This is a genomic window from Campylobacter sp. JMF_14 EL1, assembly GCF_027737585.1.
Lineage (GTDB): Bacteria > Campylobacterota > Campylobacteria > Campylobacterales > Campylobacteraceae > Campylobacter_B.
Map to the genome: position 1 here is coordinate 95068 of NZ_JAOVTW010000002.1, position 24965 is coordinate 120032.

23 protein-coding genes are annotated in these 24965 nt (G+C 40.6%); 10 read left to right on the forward strand and 13 right to left on the reverse strand.

Features of this window, described 5'->3' with window-relative positions; all coding sequences use genetic code 11:
* Window positions 1-2: 2 nt before the first annotated feature.
* The 6 genes from OFN73_RS03975 to OFN73_RS04000 are packed head-to-tail and all read right to left on the reverse strand — an operon-like array spanning window position 3 to window position 6364.
* The gene (locus tag OFN73_RS03975) at window positions 3-2213 is read right to left on the reverse strand and encodes an endonuclease MutS2 (RefSeq protein WP_270862331.1); all 2211 of its coding nucleotides are present in this window, start codon (window positions 2211-2213) and stop codon (window positions 3-5) included.
* Complete coding sequence (locus OFN73_RS03980; protein WP_270862332.1) at window positions 2210-2551, reverse strand: hypothetical protein; 342 nt, start codon at window positions 2549-2551, stop codon at window positions 2210-2212. Before OFN73_RS03980 ends, OFN73_RS03975 begins: the two co-directional genes overlap by 4 nt.
* A gap of 9 nt (window positions 2552-2560) precedes the next feature.
* Window positions 2561-3868 carry a UDP-N-acetylmuramate--L-alanine ligase gene (murC, locus tag OFN73_RS03985; protein ID WP_270862333.1) on the reverse strand — a complete coding sequence of 436 codons (1308 nt, stop codon included), beginning with the start codon at window positions 3866-3868 and terminating at the stop codon, window positions 2561-2563.
* Between the two features lie 17 nt (window positions 3869-3885).
* Window positions 3886-4455, reverse strand: coding sequence for a recombination mediator RecR (gene recR, locus OFN73_RS03990; protein ID WP_270862334.1), 570 nt, complete (start codon window positions 4453-4455; stop codon window positions 3886-3888).
* Window positions 4452-5696 (reverse strand): ArsS family sensor histidine kinase, encoded by a 1245-nt coding sequence (locus tag OFN73_RS03995; RefSeq protein ID WP_270862335.1) that lies wholly within the window; start codon window positions 5694-5696, stop codon window positions 4452-4454. Before OFN73_RS03995 ends, recR begins: the two co-directional genes overlap by 4 nt.
* On the reverse strand, window positions 5693-6364 hold the full coding sequence (locus OFN73_RS04000) for a response regulator transcription factor (protein ID WP_270859200.1): 672 nt from the start codon (window positions 6362-6364) through the stop codon (window positions 5693-5695). Before OFN73_RS04000 ends, OFN73_RS03995 begins: the two co-directional genes overlap by 4 nt.
* Window positions 6365-6479: 115 nt before the next feature.
* Here OFN73_RS04000 and dnaJ point away from each other — a divergent pair, with 115 nt between their 5' ends.
* From dnaJ to OFN73_RS04020, 4 genes are read left to right on the forward strand one after another with little or no spacing between them, the layout of a single operon-like run.
* The gene (gene dnaJ, locus OFN73_RS04005) at window positions 6480-7574 is read left to right on the forward strand and encodes a molecular chaperone DnaJ (protein ID WP_270862336.1); all 1095 of its coding nucleotides are present in this window, start codon (window positions 6480-6482) and stop codon (window positions 7572-7574) included.
* 19 nt (window positions 7575-7593) lie between these two features.
* Entirely contained in the window at window positions 7594-7821 is a 228-nt protein-coding gene (locus OFN73_RS04010) for a FeoA family protein (RefSeq protein ID WP_270859198.1), read from the forward strand.
* Between the two features lie 24 nt (window positions 7822-7845).
* Window positions 7846-10224 carry a ferrous iron transporter B gene (feoB, locus tag OFN73_RS04015; RefSeq protein ID WP_270862337.1) on the forward strand — a complete coding sequence of 793 codons (2379 nt, stop codon included), beginning with the start codon at window positions 7846-7848 and terminating at the stop codon, window positions 10222-10224.
* Window position 10225: 1 nt separating this feature from the next.
* Window positions 10226-10387 (forward strand): FeoB-associated Cys-rich membrane protein, encoded by a 162-nt coding sequence (locus tag OFN73_RS04020; protein ID WP_270859196.1) that lies wholly within the window; start codon window positions 10226-10228, stop codon window positions 10385-10387.
* Between the two features lie 283 nt (window positions 10388-10670).
* On the opposite strand, the gene OFN73_RS04025 is transcribed toward OFN73_RS04020, so the two are convergent.
* The 3 genes from OFN73_RS04025 to OFN73_RS04035 form a co-directional block, all read right to left on the reverse strand.
* On the reverse strand, window positions 10671-14408 hold the full coding sequence (locus OFN73_RS04025; RefSeq protein ID WP_270862338.1) for a restriction endonuclease subunit S: 3738 nt from the start codon (window positions 14406-14408) through the stop codon (window positions 10671-10673).
* 66 nt (window positions 14409-14474) lie between these two features.
* On the reverse strand, window positions 14475-15311 hold the full coding sequence (locus tag OFN73_RS04030; RefSeq protein ID WP_270862339.1) for a M48 family metallopeptidase: 837 nt from the start codon (window positions 15309-15311) through the stop codon (window positions 14475-14477).
* Window positions 15287-16609, reverse strand: a complete 1323-nt coding sequence (locus tag OFN73_RS04035) for an MATE family efflux transporter (RefSeq protein WP_270862340.1) — start codon at window positions 16607-16609, stop codon at window positions 15287-15289. Before OFN73_RS04035 ends, OFN73_RS04030 begins: the two co-directional genes overlap by 25 nt.
* A gap of 124 nt (window positions 16610-16733) precedes the next feature.
* Between OFN73_RS04035 and abc-f the strand changes: the two genes are divergently transcribed.
* Genes abc-f through OFN73_RS04065 form a run of 6 tightly spaced genes read left to right on the forward strand, consistent with a single transcriptional unit; the run spans window position 16734 to window position 23367 of the window.
* Window positions 16734-18686, forward strand: coding sequence for a ribosomal protection-like ABC-F family protein (gene abc-f / locus OFN73_RS04040; RefSeq protein ID WP_270862341.1), 1953 nt, complete (start codon window positions 16734-16736; stop codon window positions 18684-18686).
* 8 nt (window positions 18687-18694) lie between these two features.
* A complete protein-coding gene (locus OFN73_RS04045; RefSeq protein ID WP_270862342.1) occupies window positions 18695-19924 on the forward strand; it encodes a M48 family metallopeptidase in 1230 nt (409 codons plus the stop codon).
* Window positions 19921-20715: a peptide chain release factor N(5)-glutamine methyltransferase gene (prmC, locus tag OFN73_RS04050; protein ID WP_270862343.1), complete on the forward strand. Its 795-nt coding sequence runs from the start codon at window positions 19921-19923 to the stop codon at window positions 20713-20715. The genes OFN73_RS04045 and prmC overlap by 4 nt, the downstream gene beginning before the upstream one ends.
* On the forward strand, window positions 20715-21359 hold the full coding sequence (locus tag OFN73_RS04055) for a uracil-DNA glycosylase (protein WP_270859188.1): 645 nt from the start codon (window positions 20715-20717) through the stop codon (window positions 21357-21359). The genes prmC and OFN73_RS04055 overlap by 1 nt, the downstream gene beginning before the upstream one ends.
* Window positions 21356-22534, forward strand: coding sequence for a hypothetical protein (locus OFN73_RS04060; protein WP_270862344.1), 1179 nt, complete (start codon window positions 21356-21358; stop codon window positions 22532-22534). The genes OFN73_RS04055 and OFN73_RS04060 overlap by 4 nt, the downstream gene beginning before the upstream one ends.
* Before the next feature lie 29 nt (window positions 22535-22563).
* Complete coding sequence (locus tag OFN73_RS04065; protein ID WP_270862345.1) at window positions 22564-23367, forward strand: transporter substrate-binding domain-containing protein; 804 nt, start codon at window positions 22564-22566, stop codon at window positions 23365-23367.
* 258 nt (window positions 23368-23625) lie between these two features.
* Here OFN73_RS04065 and OFN73_RS04070 read toward each other — a convergent pair whose 3' ends face one another.
* The 4 genes from OFN73_RS04070 to OFN73_RS04085 are packed head-to-tail and all read right to left on the reverse strand — an operon-like array spanning window position 23626 to window position 24964.
* Entirely contained in the window at window positions 23626-24240 is a 615-nt protein-coding gene (locus OFN73_RS04070; RefSeq protein WP_270862346.1) for a hypothetical protein, read from the reverse strand.
* Window positions 24240-24410 carry a hypothetical protein gene (locus OFN73_RS04075; protein ID WP_270862347.1) on the reverse strand — a complete coding sequence of 57 codons (171 nt, stop codon included), beginning with the start codon at window positions 24408-24410 and terminating at the stop codon, window positions 24240-24242. The genes OFN73_RS04070 and OFN73_RS04075 overlap by 1 nt, the downstream gene beginning before the upstream one ends.
* A gap of 10 nt (window positions 24411-24420) precedes the next feature.
* Window positions 24421-24753, reverse strand: coding sequence for a hypothetical protein (locus OFN73_RS04080; protein ID WP_270862348.1), 333 nt, complete (start codon window positions 24751-24753; stop codon window positions 24421-24423).
* Between the two features lies 1 nt (window position 24754).
* On the reverse strand, window positions 24755-24964 hold the full coding sequence (locus tag OFN73_RS04085) for a hypothetical protein (RefSeq protein ID WP_270862349.1): 210 nt from the start codon (window positions 24962-24964) through the stop codon (window positions 24755-24757).
* Window position 24965: the final 1 nt, after the last annotated feature.

Sequence of the window (24965 nt, forward strand, 5' to 3'; positions counted from 1 at the left end):
TTTTAGAGTTTGACGACCTTGCTTCCAAAACCCCCTTCGTTCGGGGCTCCGTCGCGGAAATCTTTCACGCTTGGGTGTGATTTGAGAAACTCTTTTACGGCGTAGGCTAGTTTGCCAGTGCCGATTCCATGCTTTACGATAACCTCGTCAAAGCCCATTACAAGGCTTTGGCTGATGAATTTATCAAGGCGCGTTATCGCCTCATCGGCGCGCAGTCCGTGCAAATCTAGCACGAGCGAGGCTTCGCGCGGTTTTTCGACCTTTATGCTGATTTTATTTGGCGCTGGGGCTGGCTGATTTCCGCTTAGTTTTAGCATATCGCGTGGCACACGAAGCCTTATTCCGTCGCTTTCAATCATTGCCATAGTTTTATTTAGGCTTACGATTTCGCCCTTGATTTTGCCGTATTTTACGCGATCGCCGACCTTGAAATCCACAGGCTCGCTGGCACTAAATTCCGGTTTAGAAATCGCCTTAACTAGCTCGTTTGCGTGGTTTATACTGCGTTGCTTTTCTTTGGTATCATTTAGCCTAACCGTGCGTTTGGCCTCGTTTATAGCGTGGTAATACTCGTTTTCTAGCCTAGAAATCGTGGCAGCTAGCTCGTTTTGCGCGTTTTCTTTTTGCTCTTTTAGTGTGGCGGTTAGGGCGTCTAGTTTGCGCTCTTTTTGCTCGGTGGTGATTAGTTTTTGCTTTAATTCTAGCTCTAAATTTATCGCTTTTGAGATTGCTTCGTTTAAATTCTCTTTATTTTCGCCGTAATTTTGGCGTGCGGCTGCGACTAAATTTTGCGCTATGCCATATCGTAGTGCCGTCTCAAAAGCGTATGATTTGCCGATAATTCCCTTTAAAAATTCGTATTTTGGGACGCTGTTTTTCTCATCATACAGCGCGGCGATTAGCTCGACATTGGCGTCTTTTGCCAAAAGCATTGCGAGGCGTTTGTGGTGGGTGGTGATGACCATTTTGATATCGTTTTGCATGAGACGCTCTATCATCGCGCTATACAGGCTCGCAGCCTCTTCGAAATCAGTTCCAAGCTCGATTTCATCGACGCCTACAATCATATCCTTGCGCCCAAAAAGCTTGCTAAATGCGACCATACGCCCAGCAAATGTGGAGATATCGTTTTTGGCATTTTGCGGATCTTCCATGATTAGCTCAAATTCCTTAAACGAGCCAATCTTGCTTTTTGGGGCGCAAATTCGCATAGGAAGCAGGTATTTGCCTAGCAGGCACGCACTCATTATGCTTTTTAAAAGCATTGATTTTCCGCCGGCATTTACGCCAGTAATCAGCAAAATTTTGCCCATAAATTCCACGCTGATTTTTTTAGGATTTTTTAGCGCAGGGTGTGCAAATTCGCTAATTACTATATCTTTTGAGCTATCAGCTAGCACGATTTCGTAGTCATTTGCCCTCATCATCTGCGCTCTTGCGATAAGTCCGTCAATCTCATCGAAAGATGAGTTTATAAATTTCAAAAACGGTAAATTTTTGGTGAAATTTGAACTAATTATTTTACAATGCTCGAAAATGATTTCTTCTTTTTTATCCAAAATCGCACTTTGAGCCGATTTGAGCGCGGTTACAGCATCAGGTGCGACATAAAAATATCCGTTTGCTGAGCGCCCCAAAACTGCGCCTTTTAGCGCGTGGTTAAATCCGCCTCGCACCAAAAGCGTCTCGCTGTCGTTGATATAGTGAATCTGCGTGTCGGCTAGGTAGGGCGAAATGGATTTTGTGTAGATTAGCTTTTTTAGGGTTTGATTAATCTCTTCGCGCTTGATTTTGTATGCCTCATTTAGCGCGATGAAACGCTCATCGACGCTGTCTTTGAAGGCGCCGTTTTCGTCAAAATAGTCTTTTATGGCTTTTATGCTATCTGGAATTTCGATTTTATCGAGATACGCGCGCAGTTTTCCTTCGAAATTTTGCCTTTTTAGATACAAAAAATATCGGATAATCTTGCTAAATTCGTAAATTTCGCTTATGTGAAGCACGGCGTGTTTGCCAAGGCGCATTAGCGCGTCATCGAGGTTAGCGATAGTTTCGCAAGGATTTATGTCAAATTTGGCTAGTTCGTTTATTTTTTCGAAATTTATCTTGCTATCGCCGTGCAAAAATAGCGGTTTTTCGCGCGCCAAATATGAGTTAAATTTCGCCAAATACTCGCTTAAATCGAGTTTTTTAAACAGCTCGTCTATGTTCATAATTCGCACTCTTTAATCTCGTAAATTTTGCCGTTGTATGGGTGTGGGGCGTCTTTTTTGGCGATGAAGGAATTTAGCGAAAACGAGTAGGTAAAATGCGCGCTCTCCACGCTCTCGCCACGGCATTTGATACTTTTGCCAGCGTTAAAGGCATTTACGATTTGCTGGGAATTTTTAGCAAAATTTGCGCTAAAATTTTCGTAAAAATATGCGCTACCTCCCACGCATAAAATAATCGCAGTAAGCAAAATTTTAAATTTTGCATTTAAAATTTTATTATCCACGAAAAAAATCGCCACTATGAATAAAAAAGCAAAAATAAAAATCAAAAATCGCACAACTTTTCCTTAAAATTCGCCACGCAACTGATATGTGATATCACCTGCGCCAAAGCCGATTACTAGGCCGTCATTGATGATATGGCGCACGCCAAAAATATCGCTGAATTCGATCTTTTCGCCGTTTCTAAATACTCTCTCGGCAAAAAGCGGATTAAGGCCTTTAAACTCCTCTTTTAAATCCACGCCGTTTGGGTTCTCGCCGGCTGCATACACAGGCAAAATCACCAAATCCACACCCTCACCAAAGCACTTTTTAAACCCGGCTAAATTTGCCTTTAACCTGCTGTATCTATGTGGCTGGAAAATTGCCGTAATCTTGCTAATGCCTAGCAAGGCGGCGTATTCTTTCGCGCTTTTTAGCGTAGCGGCGATCTCTGTGGGGTGATGACCATAATCGTCGATTAGGACGAAATTTGGATTAGCGCAGAGTATGTCAAAACGCTTTTTAATGCCTTTGTAGTTTAATAAATTTTGGCGTATGTTTTCTAGCCCCGTCTCGCACGCAGCGGCTAAAATCGCTAGCGATGCGTCGATCGCGATATGCTCGCCAATCCCAAAAACCTCGAATCTGCCAAGCTCTTTGAGATTGAAGCTAAGATATGGTTGATTATCGCGCAAAACCATTTTTAAATCCGTGATATCTCGCGAAGGGTAGAGTTTGATCGCGCTTAAATTTAACGAGCCTAAAAATTCGTCCTCGGCGTTGATAACGCGAATTTTAGCCCTTTCTAAAAATCCGCGATATGCGGCGTGAAATTTGTCTAAATCATTGTCGTAATGATCCATGTGTTCTGGCTCGGCGTTGGTTACCACGGCGACATAGGGGTTGGAGTTAAGAAAGCTACTATCGCTCTCATCGGCTTCGAAAATGATATTTTCGCTGTTTTCGTATTTCATATTTGAGCCAAACTGCTTGCTAATCGCGCCGATGATAACCGAGCCATTTATCAGCGATGAGGCAATCGCGCTCGTGGTGCTTTTGCCATGCGCCCCAGCCACGGCAAATACATGCTTGTCTTTTAGCACATAAGGCAAGGCTTCTTTGCGTGATAGGCATTTGATACCGCGCCTTTTGGCCTCGACTAGCTCGACATTATCCTCTTTGATAGCGGCTGAATACACCACGACCTCTTGATCTTTTATCGCCGAGGCGCTGTGCGGGGTGTTGATATTCATACCGCTTTCGCGTAGTTTTATCGTAGTGGGACTTTCTGAAATATCAGAGCCTGAAATCGTGTAGTTTCGCTCCTGCAAAAATCTAGCCAGCGCGCTGATTCCGATACCGCCAATGCCTATGAAATGAACCTTTTTCACTATTTTTCCTTTTAAAATTATATATTCGTGCGCCCGTTGATTGCCTTCATAAGCGAAAGCATATCTATATTATCCAAACTTACGCCAGTTGGCACGCCTTGGGCAAGCTTGCTAAAACGCAAATTTAAATCAGAGAGTTTATCCTCGACATAGAGCATAATCCCGTCTGAATTTATACTAGGCGTTAGCGCAAAAATCAGCTCATTTGCGCCATTTTGGATTATCATGGCGCGAAGTTTGTCGATGATTTCTTCGCTAGCGTCTTCTAAGACAAAATATTTGCCATTAAAAATTTTATTACTCTCAAAGATAAAAATATCTTTCGGGCTCTCTACAATGGCGATTTTCTCGCTCTCTCGCTCGTCATCGGCGCAGTATTCGCAGATCTCGTCCTCGCAAATCGCACCGCAAATTTCGCATTTTTTCAGCCCCCGCACAGCTTCTTCGATATTGTGAGCTAAATTTAGCCCCAAAGTTGAGTTTTGCACGCTGACATAATACGCAAAACGCAAAGCCGACTTTTTGCCCACGCCCGGGAGCTTTTCGAAGCTAGCAACTAGCTCTTCAAATTTATCATTTGCACTCATTTTTTACTGCCTGGATTGTTGAAAATTATAGAAAAATAATGTGTATTATCTGAATAATTATAAGTAAAGCTAAATTTGTGAAGATCGCAAATTTTATCTATGATATACAGCCCAAGCCCCATGCCGGTGGCCTTTTCGTTTTTGTTGCGAATAAAGGCTTGTTTGTAGTGCTCGAAGGATTTTTCAAGCGCGGCTCCGTGGTTGGCTACGCTGATTTTATTCTCGTCGCAAATCACGCTGACATGGTGATCGCTGGAATATTTTAGGCCATTGTCGATTAAATTTTTAATCGCCAAGGCAAAAAGCCCAAAATCGACATTGATAATGGCGTCATCTTCGATATTTTCGGCAACTAAGCTATCCCATTTATCTAGCATTGACATATCGCGAACCTGCTCTAAAATCAGGCTAAAATGGTATTTTTGGTAATTTAGCGTGTAGCTTTTCGATAGTAGTTGCTCGATTTTTGCAAATTCATTAATCAAAATTTCAAGCCTTTCAAAAACAGCCACAAGGCGCGTCTTTTGCGTCTCGTCATCGAGCATTTCAGTGATTAGTCTGCCCTTGCCAATCGGGGTTTTTAGCTCGTGCATTATAGTGCGTAAAAACAGCTGTCGAGAGCGGATAAGCTCTTGAATTTTAATAATCGCGTTGTTAAATTCATGCGCTACTTGACCGATTTCGTCCTCTCTGCGAATTTGTTTTAAATCTATTTCTAAATTTCCTAAGGAAAATTGTTTTATGTTTTTACTAAGCTTTTTTAGTGGCGCGAAACTGCGTAAAATCGACAAATACAGCGAAAACAAAACCACAATAGTAATCAAAAATCCCACCCAGAGCGGATCGTTTAAATTTTTGGTGCCAATGCTCTCAAAAACCACGACCATTGAGTTGTTTTTGATATTTAAAAACAGAGTGTTGTTATACTCGATCGAGCTAATCTCGCCTATGGCAGTTTCTTGCGCGAAGTATTTTTTGCCTGAAATCAGGACATTTTGGACTAAATTTTTATCCTTGACAAGCTCCAAGCCAAAATTTGAAAAATAGCTTTCGATATCTTGTGGCGGGTTGTTTCGTTTGTAGGATTCTAGTAGGTAATTTACGGCGTTGATTTGGTTTGCTTGCATGCTACCTAGGGCTTTGTTCATTTGAATTCGCCCAAATGTGATAAACAGCACGCAAACCAAAATTATCGCAGTTACGAAAAATATCGTAATTTTCGTGATTAAAGAGTGCTTCATCCGATGAGCTTATATCCGATTCCGCGAACTGAAAAAATATGTTTTGGTGATTTTGAGTTGTCTCCGATTTTGGTGCGAAGGCGACCGATGATGACATCAAGGCTCTTTGAGTCTTTGTCTTTTAGGCTCTTGCAGTGATAGACTAACTGCTCGCGAGAAACAGAAAAGCTGTGTTGTTTGATGAGATATTCTAAAATTTCATATTCAGCCGGAGTTAGCACGAGTGCCTCTTCGCCAAAGTAGATTTCATGGCGTTTTTCATCTATGCGAAATACGCTATCAGCGACGGTTTCTTCTTTTTCGATTGTTTTTTTGTAACGGCGAATTAGGCTCATAATGCGTGCGTGCATTTCCTTTGGATCGTAAGGTTTAGGCAGATAATCATCTGCTCCGATTTGCAGACCCACGACCTTGTCGCTGACATCAGATCTGGCCGAGCTAATGATGATTGGAATATCGTATTTTTCGCGGATTTCTTTGCACACTTCCAGTCCGTCCATGCCAGGAAGAGTTAAATCCAAAATTAGCAAATCATAGTTTTTGATTCCGGCACTTAGTCCGATATATGGGTCTTCGAAATTTGTAACATTGATATTAAATTTAGCCAAATATTCACTTAGCAAAGTAGCAAATTCGCTATCGTCTTCGATCATAAGCACATTTACCATGACGCATCCTTTATAAAAATTTTGAAATTTTGCATTATATTGTAAAATAGTTAAATCTTAACTTGCATTTTAGCAAATTTAGATAAAATTGAGCCTTTTTAGTTTAGGAGAGATAATGGAAGAAGATTATTATGATATTTTAGGCGTGGCGCGCGATGCGGACGCTGAAACGATAAAAAAGGCATTTCGCAAACTAGCCTTGCAGCACCACCCAGACCGCAACCAAGGCAACAAAGAGAGCGAAGAGCAGTTTAAGAAAATAAACGAAGCTTACCAAGTCCTAGGCGATGAAGAAAAACGCAAAATGTATGATAGATACGGCAAAGAGGGCTTATCTGGCGGATTTGGCGGAGGCGGTAGCGCAGGAGATGCTTTTGGGTTTGGTTCGATGTTTAGCGACTTTTTCGAGCAAGCCTTTGGCGGAGGCGGTAGCAGGGCTAAACGAAGCGTCGATCCTTACGGCATAGATACAGAATTAGCCGTTACTTTGGAATTTAAAGAAGCTCTACGCGGTGTGCATAAAGATGTAAAATACAAAATCAAAAAACCATGCCCTACCTGCGACGCAACCGGCTCAAAAGACAAGAAAAAACACACCTGCCAAACATGCGGTGGTTCTGGGCGAATCATGGCAAGGCGCGGATATATGAGCTTTATTCAGACTTGTAGCGCGTGTGGTGGAAGTGGCGAAAGTATAAAAGAAAAATGCAAAGATTGCGGTGGCAAGGCATATATCGAGGAGGAAATCAGCGTCAAATTTGACATACCAGCTGGCATTGATGATGGGCAAAGAATCCGCCTAGGGGGCAAAGGAAATGTCTCTAAAACAGGCGAGGTCGGCGATGTGTATGTGCTAGTAAGAGTGCGCTCAGATAGCCATTTCGAGCGCGACGGCGATGATTTGTATATCGAAGTGCCTGTCTTTTTCACCCAAGCGATTTTGGGTGAGAGTATCGAAGTGCCGACGCTTGATGGCAAAACTGAGCTAAAATTAAAAGTCGGAAGCAAGGATAAGGATAGATTTGTGATCCATGGCGAGGGCGCGCCAAATATCAGAACGAAGCAAAAAGGCGATTTGATCGTGCAAATCAGCGTCCAAACTCCAAAGAAACTAAACGACAAACAAACCGAGCTTTTGCGCGAATTGCAAGCTAGTTTTGGCGAAAATGACGAGGGAATTTTAAGCAAAATCAAAAATTTCTTTAAATAATGAAATTTATGGAGAATTTATGCAAAGGCTAAACGAGGTAAAAATCGGCGCAAGTGTCAAGGTGGTCAAAATCCACGGAGACGGCGCACTTAGGCGCCGTATTATGGATATGGGGATTACAAAAGGCATTGAGATAAAGCTAAAAAAAGCAGCCCCCTTAGGCGATCCTTTGGAGCTAGGCGTGAGAGGATACGAGCTCTCGCTACGCAAGGCTGACGCGTCATTGATAGAGGTCGAAAATTTATAAATTTTGCAAATTTAAAGAGTAAAAATGATAAAAATCGCACTTGTAGGAAATCCAAATTGTGGCAAAACGACATTTTTTAACGCCCTAACTGGCTCAAATGCCTTTGTCGGCAATTGGCCGGGCGTAACGGTCGAGAAAAAAGAGGGCTGTTTAATCGGCAAAGAAAATATCATAATCACCGATTTGCCGGGCATTTACTCGCTCTCGCCATACACGCCAGAAGAGATTGTGGCGCGCAACTACCTTTTGCACGAAAATCCAGATGTGATTTTAAATATCATCGACGGCACGAATTTAGAGCGAAATTTATACCTTAGCACGCAACTTTTGGAGCTTGAAATTCCAATGGTGATCGCTGTGAATATGACCGATATTTTGCGCAAAAGAGGCGATAAAATCGATTTAAAACTTCTTAGCAAAACCCTTGGCGCGCCGTGTGTGGAGATTTCTGCGCTTAAAAATATCGGCACGAATTTATGCGTGGAGCTAGCAATCGAGGCTAGCAAAAACCCTGCCCCGCACCCAAAACACGATTTTTGTGGCCCAGCCGAACACGCGCTAGCGCATATCGAAGATGCTGTTTTAAAGGGCAAAAAGGGCGATAGGTGGTATGCGGTTAAAATTTTTGAGCGCGATGAGAGCGTGCTAAAAGAGCTAAAAATCGAAAAAGCCAAATTTGGCCTAATCGAGGAAAAAATAAAATCCTGTGAAACCGAGCTAGATGACGATAGCGTGGGGATTATCGCAAACGAACGATACAACTATATCGCGCGCGTAAAAGAGGCGTGTTTTATCAAAAACACCGATTTTGTGGCAAATGCTAGCGAAAATATCGACAAGGTTTTGACGCATAGGATACTAGCTTTGCCGATTTTTGCGGTGATTATGTTTATCGTGTATTATACTTCGGTTACAGGCGTGGGCGGGCTGATGACGGACACCGTAAATGACGGGATTTTTGGCGACGGATTTTTCGTGGGAAGTGGCGAGAAATACGAGCAGGCTCTTGGCACACATTTGCAAAGCAAAATTTGCACTAGCGAATTTGTGGGCGCGCTAGATATGATAAATCCTGAATTTAGCGCAGCCTCAGAAAATTTAAAAACCGCTTGCAATGAAGGCGATTTTGGTGCATTTAGCGAAAATTTTGATGCACTAAGCGGTGAAATTTCGCAAATTTCAAACGAAAATTTAAAAGAGCAAATTTCACTAGCTAGTGCGAATTTAGAGGCCGAAATTTTGCCAAATCCTAGCGAGTATGGACTGTATCTGCGCGGTCTGCCTGTGGTAATGGACGAGTTTTTGGAGCGCATAAACTGCGCGCAGTGGCTAAAAAGCCTCATCATAGACGGCGTTATTAGTGGCGTGGGAGCGGTGCTTGGCTTCGTGCCACAAATGGCGGTGCTTTTTATCTTTTTAGCGTTTTTGGAGGCGTGCGGGTATATGACGCGCGTGGCTTTTGTCTTAGACCGCGCATTTCGTAAATTTGGGCTTAGCGGCAAGTCCTTTATCCCTATGCTAATCGGCACGGGCTGTGGCGTGCCCGGCGTGCTAGCCACGCGCACAATCGAGAGCGAAAAAGACCGCAAAATGGGCATTATGACGACGACATTTATGCCGTGTTCGGCGAAAATGCCAATGATTGCGCTCATTTCCGCTGCGCTTTTTGGCGGAGTGTGGTGGGTGGCGCCTAGTGCGTATTTTCTGGGGATTTGCGCGATTGTGATTTCTGGGCTAATGCTTAAAAAAACGCCGATGTTTGCGGGCAAACCTGCGCCTTTTGTCTTGGAGCTGCCGCCATATCACATGCCAACGCTCAAAAATATTTACAGAAGCGTCAAAGAGCGCGTTAGCTCGTTTATCAAAAACGCTGGAACGATAATTTTCATCTCATCGGTGCTGATTTGGTGCGGATCGAGGTTTGGCTTCGCCGAGGGGGGCTTTGTCTTTGACATAGAGCTTGATTTAAACGATAGCTTTATCGGCAAAATCGGTGCGTTTGTGGCGCCACTATTTGCGCCACTGGGCTTTGGCGACGCAAAATCCGCAATCGCTACGCTTATGGGCTTAGTAGCCAAAGAAGAGGTCGTGGCGGTCTTTGGGATACTCGATTTTTCGGGGCTTGACACGCTTAGTGGATATGCGTTTTTGGCTTTTAACCTGCTTTGCGCGCCTTGTATAGCGGCAATGGCGACAATCGCAAAAGAGATGAGAAGTGCGCGCTGGACGGCGTTTGCGCTTGTGTATCAGACGCTGTTTTCTTACGCGGTCGCGCTTATGATTTATCAATTTGGCAGATTTTTTAGTGGTGCGCAAGGCGTTGGAGTGGGGCTTTTCGTGGCGTGCGCGTGCGCTGTGCTGATAATTTTAATGCTAGCAAAACCTTATAAAGAGAAAATTTGATATGCAAACTTTAACACAAAATATCGGAACAATCGCGGTTTTAGTGGTGCTTGGCGGGCTTTTGTTTTTGGCGGCAAGAAGTTTTGCGAAAAACAAAAATTCCTGCAATAAATGCGAGGGCTGCGGCTGCAACAACCCGCAAGAGTGCAAAAAAGACGAGTGAGGGTGTTTTTGCCTTTGCAAGGCGCGCTTGGCGCGAACCTATGAACCCTGCGCCTGATTTGTCATTGCGCGGTAATCAAAGCGCAAATTTTGCTAAATCTGTCATTGCGAGAATTTTTAAATTTGCTTTCATGTCATTGCGAGAAAACGAAGTTTTCGAAGCAATCCAGAGAATTATCAAAATGTTTAAATTTATAAAAAACGGCTTCGCCGTTTGCTGGATTGCTTCGAGTTTTTTCAAAACTCTCGCAATGACAGATTAGGCAAATTCTCTCAATAATGTATTATTTCAAATATCTATCCAAAATCTCGCTGTATGCACCTTTTAGGCTTTCTAGTTTTTCTTTGCGGATAGAAATTTCATTTTCGATTTTTTCAAATTCGGCTACGATTTTTTCTTGCACTTCAAGTGGTGGAAGTGGGATTTTTATATTTTGTAAATCTTTTGAATTTAAGCTTTTTCCAAAAGCATTAAAATTATCTTTATCTAATTTTATAAAATAAGTAAATAAACAAAAAATAAAATTATCAAGTATTTCATGTTTAAATTCATCTTTTATAATCAATCCTGCTATTGCTTCATTTGTATATAAATCTTGCCCAGCCATTGCTGTTTTACCAATAGATAATTTAAAGCTTACAAGAGTTGTGCCTTTTTTTATTAATTTTACATTTGAATTTTCGATAGCTAAATCAGTTATTTTTTCTTTTGTGTCATAAATGATATTGTTATTCATCTCTGAAATACTTAACCACAAATTTTTTCCATTAAAATATTTAGGTTCTTTTCTGCTCGGTGTTCCACCGATAAGAATATTAAATTTATTTTCTAATTTAACCAACGAATATTTTTCAATATCAAATTTATCAAAAATTTTGCTTTGCTCTGTTTGGAATTCGGAAATTTCAGAATTTAGTGTGGAAATTTCATTATCCACGCTTTGGCACTCGGTTACGATTTGTTTTTGAATATCAATCGGTGGCAAAGGGATTTTTAAATTTTCTAAATTTGTTCTAGTTATTTGTGGTTGAGCCGAGCCTGTAACGATTGAATTTTTATCAATATTATCCAAAATATGTTTTAAAAATATTTCGGATAATTGACTTTCATCAAAAGGAATAATGACCATAGCATTTCCTGTTACCCAACTTTTAGGTTCTGTAACATTTATAGCACCACAAGTTGCACCACGACAAGCCATTGCTATAACTGATTTTTCATGATTAAATTTATCGTAATATCCGATTACTCCATTTGCACCATAAACTTTATAATCACCATTTTCTTTTATTTCATTTGAAGTAATTGTTTTTGGTTGATACATTTCGCAAATATCTTTTAATTTAATGAGCGGATACTTACTTACAATCTCCACTTTGCTACTTGCTGATAAATTTATGGCTAGGTCAAATTCGCTCTTTTTAAAATCGATTAAATCTTTCAAATTTGCGTAACGGGCGTATTTTTGAAGTTCCAAATTTGCGCTAAATTTAGTCGTATCAAATGAGCCGTTAAAGTTCGCTCTAATCCAAAAATTTAGTTTTTGGCTATTTAGTGAATTTTCATCGTTTGGATTTTCGCTTGGGTCGTAAAGGGCTGTGTTTATGCTTTGCAAAGCCTTAGAAGTTTCGGTTAGCTCGTCTTCGTCGTCAATGCTTGGTAAATTTAGATATTTTATGCCCTCGCTTCCTTTTCGGTTGCTCCACTCATAGCCTAAAAATTTGCTCTGTTCTTTGTTTTCGCTTGGGCTTTTTGTGATTAGCGTTTTTTGCTCGCAAACTAGCATAAAAAAGATAAATTTGGTTTTTTCGATTTCCAAAATTTTATCCTTAATAAATTTATCCAAATCAGCTGATTTTTTCTTTGAAAGCGTTTTATATTCGCCACTTTTTTGAATTTTGGCAATGTATTCGCTAAAAATTTCGTTTTCTAAAATTTCGCCGGAGCGGATAAATTCCATAAATTCGTCAAAATCATAATCCATAAATTCGCAGTATTTTCGCAAATCGCTTTCATCGTCATAAACGGCGTTTAACTCGCCTTTAAAGATATGTTCGCTTCTAGCTTTTATGGCTTCGTAAAAGCTTGGATTTTGGGCGTATTTACGCAAAAATAAAACGACTGTGTTGGTGCCTGTTTGACCAAAAGTTTTATTTCCAAATTCGCTAACGGCGATGATTTTGAAATTTCGAAGTAAAATTTCTCTTGTTTTTTTGTAAATTTCGCCGTTTTTGTTGATAAGTGAGCTTGGCACGATGATACCTGCAACTGCGTTTTGCTCTAAAATTTGAGCTGCTCTTTCGATGAAAAAGCACTCAATGGCGTTGTTTGTGGCTGTGTTTTCGCCGACTATTTGAGAAAGTTCATAATTTTGGCGTTCGCTAGGCGAAAGCGTGGATAAAAAGCCCTTGACAGAATACGGCGGATTTGCGATTAAAATGTCAAATTTAAGCTTTTTAATCTCGCTAATATCGCTCAATGCGTCTTTGCCTAAGATATTTATGTTTTGGTTATACATAAAAGAAGCCACTTTGCTGACTTTGGCAAGTCTTGTTTCTTTTTCGATGCCGTAAATGCCCTTTTCTAGCTCTTTTTGCTGGTCTTGGGTTGTGAAATTTTTAATATAATTTGCGTATTCATTTAGAAAATGTCCTGCTCCACAAGCGTAATCAATCGCCTTTATTTCTTGATTTTGTGATAATAAGTCTTTAATCGGGAGCGATGAGATTATGAATTTGACTATCGGCAATGGTGTGAAAAACTGCCCTTCGCTTTGTTTGACACCGCTATCTAAAAAGCCTTCAAATAAATCGCCTAAAAATTGGTTGTGCGTAGCGGTGGTTAGGCGGATATTTTCTAGCATTTGCACCATTTTGATAAGAATTTGGGTGTTTTGCTCGAAAAGCTCTTTATTATAAACTTCGATAAAGGCAAAATCGTTGTTGGTGTAGTATTTAAGCTGTGTGAAAAGATTATTGATTTTATCTTTTGTAGCGTCTGGGTCTTTTTTGACAAAGCGAAAAGCTTTGTTGATTTGGTCGTTTGAAACATAGGTAATTTCGGTGTTTAAAAAGTCTTTCATACCTTTTTGATAAAGTTTTTGTAAGCGGTCGCAAAACTCGTAAATATCGTCATACCTTTTGCCACGATAGTTAAATTCAAGCTTTATTGGATTTTGTTTTTCATCTATAACCTTGCATAAAAATAAATTTAGCAATTTATCAAAGGCGTTTTCTCGTCCGCTAATGTTATGTTGGCGTAAAATGGTGGCAAATTCGTGGTATTTTTTTTGTATATCATCGTGGGAGAGTTCTTGTAAATTTTCAATGCTTGGGCTTATTTCTTGGATTTTATAAGGCGTGAGATTGTCTTCAAAAATGCCATTACAAAAGCTATCCTGCCCGTAAGTATCGCACCAAACCTGAAAAAATTCGCTAACGCTATTTGCGTTTTTGTAAAGTAAATCTACGCTTAGGCGTTCATCATCTCGCATATCGACGGCAAAATACTCTCTTTTTATGCTTTCATTTGCAAAATCACTCGCATAAAGGCAGATAAATTTGGCATTTGTATCTTGGGTAAAATAGCTAAAAAGCTGACCGCCGTCACGGAGCATATTTGCTTTTTCTTTGTTAAATTCGCCACCAAAGGTTTTGCACTCGATGATAAGATAAATTTTTTCGTTTTCGTCTTTTACGATGATGTCTGCTTTACCGCTAGTTTTGCTTTCGTGTCCTAGCTTCCATTTTGGTTCTAACTCTAAATTTGCACTTTTGTAGCCGATAGATAAAAGTCTATCAACGCACTCTAAAACAACGAAATTTTCGGGGTGTGAGAAATTTTGGGTAGTTGTGTCGCCGTATTTTAAATCACTTGGATAATGAATTTTTTCATCTGTGAAATTTACTTGAATTTGATTTAAATTTGAGTAGCTTTTCTCCCAAATTTCGCTCTCGCTACTCTCTCTCTCGCAAAAGCCCATATTGGCAAGAACAGCTCGTAAATTTTCTTTTGTTATCATAAAATTTCCTTTGATTTCAATGCGAAATTATAATAAATTTGGACTTGCGATTTGCTTTTGCAAAAATTATCTATTTTTCACCAGATTAATTCGTTCTTTGAAATCAGGCATAATCCCAGCTATGAAGTCGTAAAATTCGCGCCTGTGGTGGGCGTAGATGAGGTGAGTTAGCTCGTGAAGCACGACATAATGGACAAAGCGCAAATCTTTTTCGACCAATTTTAACGATAAATTTATGTAGCCCTTCGTGCTGTTGCAACTACCCCAGCGCGTCTTCATATCGCGCACGACTAGGCGATTGACACTCTTTTGCACGAACGGCAAGTAGAGTTTAATCAAATCTTTGTATAAATTTAACGCCAAAAATTTCTTAAATTTCGCAAATTCTATCTCGCTTACGCAGTAAATTTTACTCTCCAAAACGGCGATTTTGCCGTTAAATTTCGCCAAATTTTGCGCCAAAATTTCGTTTGGCGTGGCGGACTGGGCGGACTGGGCGTTCGTGGAGTTTGTGTTTGGCGTGGCGCTAGGCGCAGTATCACTCGTGCCACTCTCGCAAAATTTCGGCGCAGTATCGCCACCGCTAAAATTTTGCGCACTAAATTTCGGCGCAGTATTCCACAAATCCGCGAATTTTTCGCCAAATTTCAGCTCATAAATTTGCCCTAAAATTTCACTCTCGTTTTCTTTTAGCGCTAAATTTTCGTATTTTTCTAAGGTTTTTTTAATCCAAATTTCATGCGATGCGATAAATTCCTGCGCCCTTTTCACGCTCCAAAACCACGGCACGCTAGCGCGCACGGCGCAATCAGGGCTAATGCGAATCCTAGCGTATTTTACGCGCTTGAAACTCGCCAAAACGCAAATTTCGCCCAAATTTAGACTAATCGTTTGCTCTGCCATTTTTTGCTAATCCACCGCCAAGTATTCGCCCCACCTCTGAGCCACTCGTCGCACAAAAACCCAATCCAAACGCCCAAAATCCCGATTCCAAGCGAAATTCCTAAAAAATACCCCACCGGAAGCGACACGCCCCACATAAAGATTAACCCCATTAAAAACGGAAATCTCGCATCGCCACTGGCGCGCAAGGCATTGACAAAGACGATATTGAAAGTGCGCCCAAGCTCTAAGATTATCGTTAGATAAAACAGCGGCCGCATGATTTCTTTGTGCGTTTCGCCTAGATTTAGCACGCTCATGATTAGCTCGCGCGCGAAAAATACAACCGCGATGAAAAACGCCGTGACGATTAGACCGATTTTTAGCGCGTGAAAGGTGTGCGAATACGCGCGTTCTGGCTCTTTTGCGCCTACTAGGCGACCTACGATGACCTCATTTGCCATGCTAATGGCACTTCCGCCAAAGAAAATAAAGCTTGAAATCTGAAAATAAATCGTCTGCACCGTAAGACTTGCCTCGCCCATACTCGCTACAAAGGCAAAGGCGACGAGATATTGCGTGATCCAAAGCAGATTTTCCCCCGCGCTCGGCAGTCCCACGGATAAAATTTTGCGTAAAATTTTAAATTTTATTTTCAAAAACATTGAAAAGTAAAATTTCAGTTTTATGATTTTTACGGCAATTAGCGCGAAAAGTATCACGCCCACAATCCGCCCGATAATCGTGCTAATTCCCACGCCAAAAAGCCCATAAAATGGCAGTCCAAAGGGCTGGAAAAGTGCGATAAAATTTCCCACTAGCGTGATGATATTCATCGTTACAGAGATGATGATTATGTAGTTTGCATAGCCATACACGCGGATTATCGCGCTAAAAACTATCGCCACAGCGTCGATTGCAAAGACAATGCTAATGATTTTTAGATAAATCGTGCTATCAGCAAGTAGTTCGCTTGGCACCTGTAAGGCACGGAGCAAAAGTGTGGCGCACGAAAATACAAAAACCCCGCTAAGTCCGCCGATTAGGGCGTTAAAGGTAATGCTAGTATGTATTGCGCGCAGGGCTAAAATTTTATTCCTTGCCCCCAGAGCTTGGGCGACCACGACCGAGCAACCCACAGCCAAAAACCCAAAAACCGTGATAAAAAGCAAAAATACCTGATTGCCAGCGCCTAGCGCGCCCACGAGCCTGACATCGACAAGGCTTATCATGTAGGTGTTAATCAGCGCGGTAACTAGGCGCAAAAACATATCCGCATAGATTGCTAGGCTTAGTTTTGTTAGTGAAATTTCCTTCATTAATTCTCTTTTTTTAAAATAAGAAGTGCATTTTAGCGAAAAATTCATAGATTAAATTTAGAAATTATTCAAATTTAATATTTTTTTTACTACAATCGACAAATTTTATCTATAAAGGCAAATTTTGGCATTAGTTGATTTGATTGATGTAGTTAAAAAATTCGGTTCAAACACTGTCCTTGACGGCGTGAATTTCAGCCTAAGCTCTGGCGAGAGAGTCGCAATCATCGGCAAAAACGGCGGCGGAAAATCTACGCTGATGAAAATCATCGCTGGCGAGTATGAAATCGACGGCGGTAGGGTAATCACGCAAAACGGCATAAATATCCAAATGCTAGAACAAAGCCCGAAATTTGACGATAATCTCTCTGTCAAAGACGCCCTAAAACGCGAACTCAAAGAAATTTACGATGCCATTGATGAATACAACCAAATTTTAGAACAAATCTCAAACGACCCCCAAAACGAAGCACTTTTGGCTCGTCAAAATGAACTAAATAAATTTATCGACGCCAAAGACGGCTGGAATATCGACAATAAAATCGAGCGAATTTTGGAGCATTTTGGGCTTAAAATTTACGAAAACCGCTCGGCTTGCACGCTAAGCGGAGGCGAAATTCGCCGCGTTGCCCTTGGTGCGCTGGTGCTTAAAAAGCCAGATATTTTGCTACTCGATGAGCCGACAAACCACCTTGATGTCTATATGGTGAGATTTTTGGAGGATATGCTTTTAAATTCGAAGCAAACCATACTTTTCATCTCGCACGATCGCTATTTCATCGACAAACTTGCGACCAGAAGTATCGAGATAGAGGAGGGCAAACTAAGCTTTTTTGATGGCGGATACGAAAACTATCTAAGGCGCAAACAAGAAATTTTAGCTAGTTTGCAAAAATCACACGAAACTCTACTTAAACAGCTAAAATACGAAGAAGAGTGGCTTCATCGTGGCGTAAAAGCTAGGCTCAAACGCGACGAGGGTCGCAAAGCCCGCGTGCTAGCCATGAGAGAAGAAGCCAAAAAAAATCCGGGCGTGATAAGGCGCGTGAAATTGGAGCTTGAACGCGCTAGTAGGAATTTCAACGGCACAGGTGGCGAGAACCGCAAAAAAATGCTTTTCGAGTGCAAAAATGTAAGCAAAATTTTAAATGGAAAAGACCTATTTAAGGGCTTTTCAGCTAGGGTTTTGCAAGGAGAGAGGATTGGCATAGTCGGCGCAAACGGTGCTGGAAAATCGACATTATTAAAAATGCTGATTGGCAAAACCCGCATTGACGGAGGCGAGATCAAAAGGGGCGATATTAAAATCGGCTATTTCGATCAAGCTAGATCCGAAATTTCAGGCGATAAGAGTTTGATTGAGATTTTTTGCCCAAACGGCGGAGATCACATTATGGTGCGCGGACATTATATGCATGTTTATGGCTATCTTAAAAATTTCTTATTCCCAAAAGAATTTTTGGATAAACCAGTCAGCGTGCTAAGTGGTGGCGAGAAAAACCGCGTCGCCCTTGCCAAGCTTTTTACCGAGCAGTATGATTGCCTTATTTTAGACGAGCCGACGAACGATTTGGATATCGCTACAATCAACATTTTGGAAGATTATTTGCTCAGCTTCGAAGGGGCTGTTATCATCGTAAGCCACGATAGATATTTCATCGACAAAATCACAAACAAGCTTTGGGCGTTTGAAAAGGGCAAAATCGAGCAGATTTATATACCATACAGCGAGTATTTGGAGTATGAAGACGAGATAAAAGACCTTGAAATTTATGAAAGCGAGGTCGCTTCTAGCGTGGGAAATACTGCGCCGGAAATCAAAGAAAATAAAAAAGAAAAAACCGCCACTACCAAACTTAGCTACAAACAAAACAAAATTTTAGAAGAATACCCAGCCAAAATCGAAGAGATAGAAAATAGAATAAAAGAGCTAAATCACGCTCTTTCAACCCCTGAAATTTACCAGCAAATAGGGCTTCAACCGCTTTTTGAAGAGCTCGAAGAGAAAAAGGGCGTACTAAATCAAATGGAAAACGAATATTTCGAGGTGCTCTCGCTGGCTGAAAATTTAAAATAGGAAAATTTATGCTTTATTTTTTGATAATCATTTATATAATTTACACGATTTATAAAATTTCACTAGCCCTTTTACAGCTAAATTTCATTAAAGAAAACGCCAAAAAACCAGCCGTGATTTTATGCGAAGCAGACTATCAAAAGGCCGGAATTGTTAGCATTACAAATCTGAAATTTGAAATTTTTAACCTTGCGTTTGGGCTTTTGGTCGCGATTTTTTGGATTTGTTATGGTGCGGGTGCGTTGCAGGAATTTATCTACGCTAAATTTGGCAGGGGCGGCGCAAATTTGGAGGGCGGCGCGAGTATCCTAATCCAAAGCGTTTTTGTTTTGGCTTTCATCATACTTGGCGGGGTGATTGATTTGCCGTTTGAAATTTATGCTACTTTTGTTAAAGACAAAAAATTAGGATTTTCCACAATCACGCCTAAAATTTTCATCGCTGATAAGTTAAAAGCCCTTGCGCTAACGCTAATTTTTGGCTTTTTGGTGGTTTTTGCGCTAGTTTTTTGCGTGCAAAATTTGGGGCAGTTTTGGTGGGTGTATGGGTTTGGCTTTTCGTTTGGGCTGATTTTGCTGATAAATTTGATTTATCCCACACTAATCGCGCCGCTGTTTAACAAAATGTCGCCATTAGCTGAGGGCGAGTTAAAATCGCAAATTGAGATTTTACTCGCAAAATGTGGCTTTAAAAGTAGTGGCGTTTTCGTCATCGACGCAGGCAAGCGCGACAACCGCTTAAATGCGTATTTTGGCGGACTTGGGGCGAGCAAAAAGGTCGTGCTTTTTGACACTTTGATAAAAAAGCTAAGCCAGAGTGAAATTTTGGCAGTTTTGGGGCATGAACTAGGGCATTTCAAACACGGCGACATACTCAAAAATATCGCGCTTGGGGCGTTTATGCTGATTGTGATTTTTGGCGTGTTTGGAAATCTGGCTACAAAAGGGGTTTTTGACGCGCTAAATTTGGTGCGCGACGGCGGTGCGACGCTGATTTTTATCATGCTATTTTTACCGATTTTGCAGAGTTTTTTAGAGCCAGTGATGTCGAAATTTAGCCGTATGCACGAGTTTGGCGCAGATAAATTCGGCGCAGATAATGCGAGTAAAAATGATATGATTAGCGCACTTAAAAAACTTGGTAGCGAAAACAAAACTTTTCCGATTTCTCACCCGCTTTACAGCGCGATTTACCACTCGCACCCGAGCCTGTATGAGCGTATCAAGGAGCTAGAATGAAAATTTTCGAGGCGTTAAAATGGGCACACGGCAGGACAAATTCTAGGTATGTTTCAAGGGAGCTTTTGAAATTTAGCGAAAATTTAAGCAACGAAGAGTTTGTAATGCTCTTTAACCACGCTATGCGAAATGAGGAAAAATTTCGCCAAAGTGTCGAAATTTACGCTTCTGGCGTGCCACTTGAATACATCACAAACAAGTGCAAATTTTTCGATTTTGAGTTTTTCGTCGATGAGCGGGTGCTGATACCTCGCTTCGAGACTGAAATTTTGGTCGATAAAGCTTTTAGTGTGGCTCATCTTTTCAAAACTCCGCGCATTTGCGAGGTTGGCACTGGAAGCGGAATAATCTCGATTTGCCTTAAAAAATTTTTCCCAGACGCGCAAATTACCGCCACTGATATCAGCGAAAGTGCGCTTGAAGTAGCGCGCAAAAATGCCCAAAATTTGGGCGTGGATATTGAATTTGTGCATTGTGAATACCTAAGCGGGGTGCAGGGGGATTTCGATATCGTTGTATCAAATCCGCCATATATCGCCTCCTCGTATAAGCTCGATGAGCGGGTGCTAAAAGAGCCAAATTTGGCGTTAATTGGCGGCGAGAAGGGCGATGAGAAGCTAAAAAAACTAATCTTTTTAAGCGAAAATCGCACGAAATATCTGCTTTGCGAAATGGGCTATGACCAAAAGCAAAGCATGCAAGAAACGCTAAGCGAGCATGGATTTGCCTTTGAATTTTACAAAGATTTAGCTGGGTTTGATCGCGGATTTGTCGCAAGGAAAATGAATTAATGCAGGGCTCGAAACTTCATAGATTGCTTTGCTATAAGGCGTTTGGTTACAGGTATATCGACGCTGGAATCCTTGCTAGTGGCGAGAGATTTTTTAGCGATATTGATAGCCTTTCGCATAGCGTGCAAAACTGCGCGCTGTGCGAACTATCCAAAACACGCACCCACGCTATGGTGCCTTATGGCGATAAAAACGCCAAAATAATGGTAATCTCCCAGTGCCCAACGCACGCAGAAGATGAGAGCGGTGAGCCATTTAGTGGGAATTTGGGCGAGAAATTTAGGGTTAGTTTGAAGGAGCTTTGCGGTTTGGAAATCGGAGAAATTTACGCGTCGTATCTGATAAAATGCGCCCTAAATTTAAACAAAAAACTCACCTCTGAAATCATACTCAAATGCGCTCCCTACGCTATCGACGAGATTAAAATAATTCGCCCCAAAGTCGTGCTATGCCTTGGCGAGCTGTGCGCTAAAATTTTGCTTAAAAACAACAACCTCCCAGATATCAGGCTGATTCACGGCACGCCATTTCGTGAGGGCGGGATTACCTTCATACCGACATTTGATCTAAATTTCCTAAGCCAAAACCCAAGCCAAATTCCACTTTTTCACGATGATTTGCGCAAGATAAAGGAATTTTTGTGAGAGCGATTTTTGCGCTTTTAATCGCTGTTTTTTGCTTGGCGCAGGAGAGTTTCGACGAAAATATTTCGCTAAAAGATCTAAATTTTACGATAAGCGATGATGAAAATTCTAGCACCCAGATTTTGTTTGAGGGCGAGGATTTTATCCAAAAAAGCCTAGATGAGGGATACACGCTCTGGGACCCAGACAGTGAGAAAGGCGAGGTGTATAATCTCGTGGCAAATGCGATGAGTGCGACGATTGAAAACTCGCAAAATTCGGGCTTTAAAGTGGGTGTTTTAATGGCGCAAAATATCCTTGGCTCGCGCGCAGATAGCATTGCAAATGCGCTTTTGGCATTTGTGAGCGAGAGAAATTTGCAGGCGAATTTGCGCTTTTATTACATAGGAAATGAGAGCGAGGAGGGCATTATAGCGGCACTTGAAGCTATGGAGCGCGATAATGTCGCCCTCATAATCGCTCCATTAAATAGATCTGGCGTGGATATAGTAGATGAAAACTCTCAGTATAGTAGTATGGTTTTTGTGCCGACGCTAAATCAAAATTTAAGCGGGTTCGTGTCGAATAATATATATTTTGGCGGTATTGATTACAGCGAGCAAATGCAGTATCTGCTGGGGCGTTTCGCTGAAAATTTATATGCTATCGGCGATGAGAGCGCGCTGTCGCAGGTGCTAAACGATATGGCGTTTGATAGTCGCAATATCGAGGAGTTTTACACGATTAAAAGCAACCGAAATGCGGTTTTTGATTTTGAGGGCGAACTGCCACAAAATGCGAATTTTATCCTAAATTTGCCTAGCTCTAAAATACTCTCCGTAATCGGCGAAATTTCGCACAAAAAGCTAAACACACAAAATCTGCTTGCCACGCAAGTGGGCTTTGACGGCGAGATTATCGGTGCGCTTCCAAGCGCGATTGGCGGGAAATTTTACCTCGCAAACTCCATTTCGCCGGTTTCAAACTCGCTGCTTCATCGCGCGCTTAGCCTTGGCGTGGATTTGCGCTACGAGTGGATTGCATACAGCGCGCTTAGCGGGTTTGACTATTTTTATTCAAATTTCGCTTTAAACCGCTATGAGCGGGCATTTAGCGAGGAATTTTACGATAACGGCCTTAGGTTTGATACCAAAATTTACGAGGTCGGCGAGGGTAAATTTCAAAAATTAAATTAAAATTTCAAATTTTTTTAGAAAGGAATTGCATGAAAAAGTATTTCAAAACACTTTTTTTAGGGCTTTCGTTTTTGTTTTTGCTCGCTGGTTGTGCGAGTAATCAACACGGGTTAAACCAACCTACGCTAGATCAAATCAAATCTCGCGGAACTATCCTAGTGGGCGCTACTGGGGATTATAAACCGCTAAGTGTGCGCGAGCAAAACGGCACGCTATGGGGATTTGACATCGATATTGCAAAAGCTATCGCCGAGCGTCTTGGCGTGGAGCCTGAGTTCGTCGCTACTAGCTGGCCAAGTCTGAGCGATGATACTATGGCAGAGCGCTTCGATATCGCTACTACCGGCATTACGATTAACGAAACACGCAAAAAAACTATGCTAATGAGCGATGGCTACCTTGCTAGCGGTAAGACGATTTTGTGCCGCAAGGGCGACGCTGCGAAATTTACAAGCTTAGATAGTATCGATAAAAAGGGCGTTCGCGTGATGATAAACCCGGGCGGAACGAACGAGAAATTTGCGCGCGCTAATTTTAAAAACGCTAAAATCATCGTCCATAAGAAAAACGCCGAGATCCCAGCGCAAATCGCAAAAGGCGCAGCCGATGTGATGATCACAGAGACCACTGAGGCGCCGTATTATGTGGCAAACAACCCTAAACTAGCCGCTCCGCTGCTAGAAAGTCCATTTACGCGCGATGAAATCGGGGCTTTGATGTCGCAAAACAAGGGCGATTTGCAAAGTTTCGTAAATAAGGTAATCGCTGAAATGAAGGCAAACGGCGAGTTGAAAAAAATCACTGAAAAATACGGATTAGTTTATTCGTATTAAAATTTTAAAATTTTAAAATTTCGGTTGCGAGGACTGCTTTTGGTTTTCGCAACCGCTTTTAAAATTCCACGCTAACGCAATCTTGGATACTGCGCCGAAATTTTAGTTGTAGTATGGCAAGTTGCTTAGCGAAAATTTTGGTAACCTTATGGTGGGCAAGGTGCTCACCCTACGATACCACAACCTGTTACAATAAAAATGGTAAATGCAAAGATGAAATTTATAAATTTAGTCATTTTATATTCCGTTACCCATTGCCTATTCATTTATTATTTTTACACCATTTGGTGCAAATTTTGCAAATGGACTATTAAATTCTTGTCCGCATTTTTTACATTTAATAACACCAATATTTAAATTTGCTTGTTCGGCTTCTAGACAATATGGGCAAATAACATAATTATCAAATTCTGCATCTTTACCTATGACAGTGATAGTTGGGTCTTGATAATCTTTAAAAATTTTTCTATACCATTTTGTATTGAATTCATTTTGAACGATATGTCCAAATCTTACGCAATATATTTTTTCTTCTTCTATATTGCCATCTATATAATTTTCCCAAAACCCTTGATAATTTATAGATTTTGGAGCTATTATTATTTTTTCATCATTTTCTACAATCACCCAATCATCATCTATTTTGTTATCAATAATATCAAAAATATCAGCTGGAAAATCATAACCATATTTATTGTTATTAGTTATAATTTTGTATTTAAAATCGTATTTTTGTTTTTCTAGCAAATTTGCTGTTATTTGAATAACTTCATACAGGGTGTCAAAATTTAAATATTCATTTAGACTTTTATCGATGCATTCTACAATAGGATATTGGCTATTGTCAATATTTGGTTTCAAACTGACTTTCATTATTTAATACCTTTAAATTTGGTTTTATAATCCATATTGTAATAAACCTTATTGTTTGTTTTGTTATAATAGTAATGTATTTCCACATTTTCTGCGTCTATTTTCATTTTAGCACCGTAGGGTGGGTATCCTTGCCCACTGAATTTTATATTTTTATCAAATTTCATCATTTTTAATCCTTTATTCATTATTGCGAAGGTCATTATCATATAGTATTTTACTTTTTTGTTCGCACAAATGTATTAGTTTATCTAACTTTTGTTTATAATCAACAAGTAAATCTAATTCTTTTGATTTAATATGTGTATCAGATAAAAGCCTATTAAATTCATCTCCACAATTAATAATATTCATATTTAAACTACCTTGTTTTATAAACGACAAAACGGTTCCCATAACAAATCCATCTAGCTCTACTAGTTCAGAAAATAAATCATATAATTCATCGTTTTGTGGAACAGGTGGGAATTCTGTTTCTATTATTTTTTTATATTCTTGCTCTATTTTAAACATGTTAATCCCAAAATGTAACTATTTTTCCGTTTTTTGTCCAATAACCACCAATCTTATTTTTACCTGTGCCAGCACCGTAGGGTGGGTATCCTTGCCCACCGAATTTTATATTTTTATCAAATTTTATTTTAGCCCCTTTAATTCTTTTAAAATTTTCGGTAGATAAAAGAAAGTTTTTATATTTTAAATTTGCGAAATTTAGCCATGCCAAA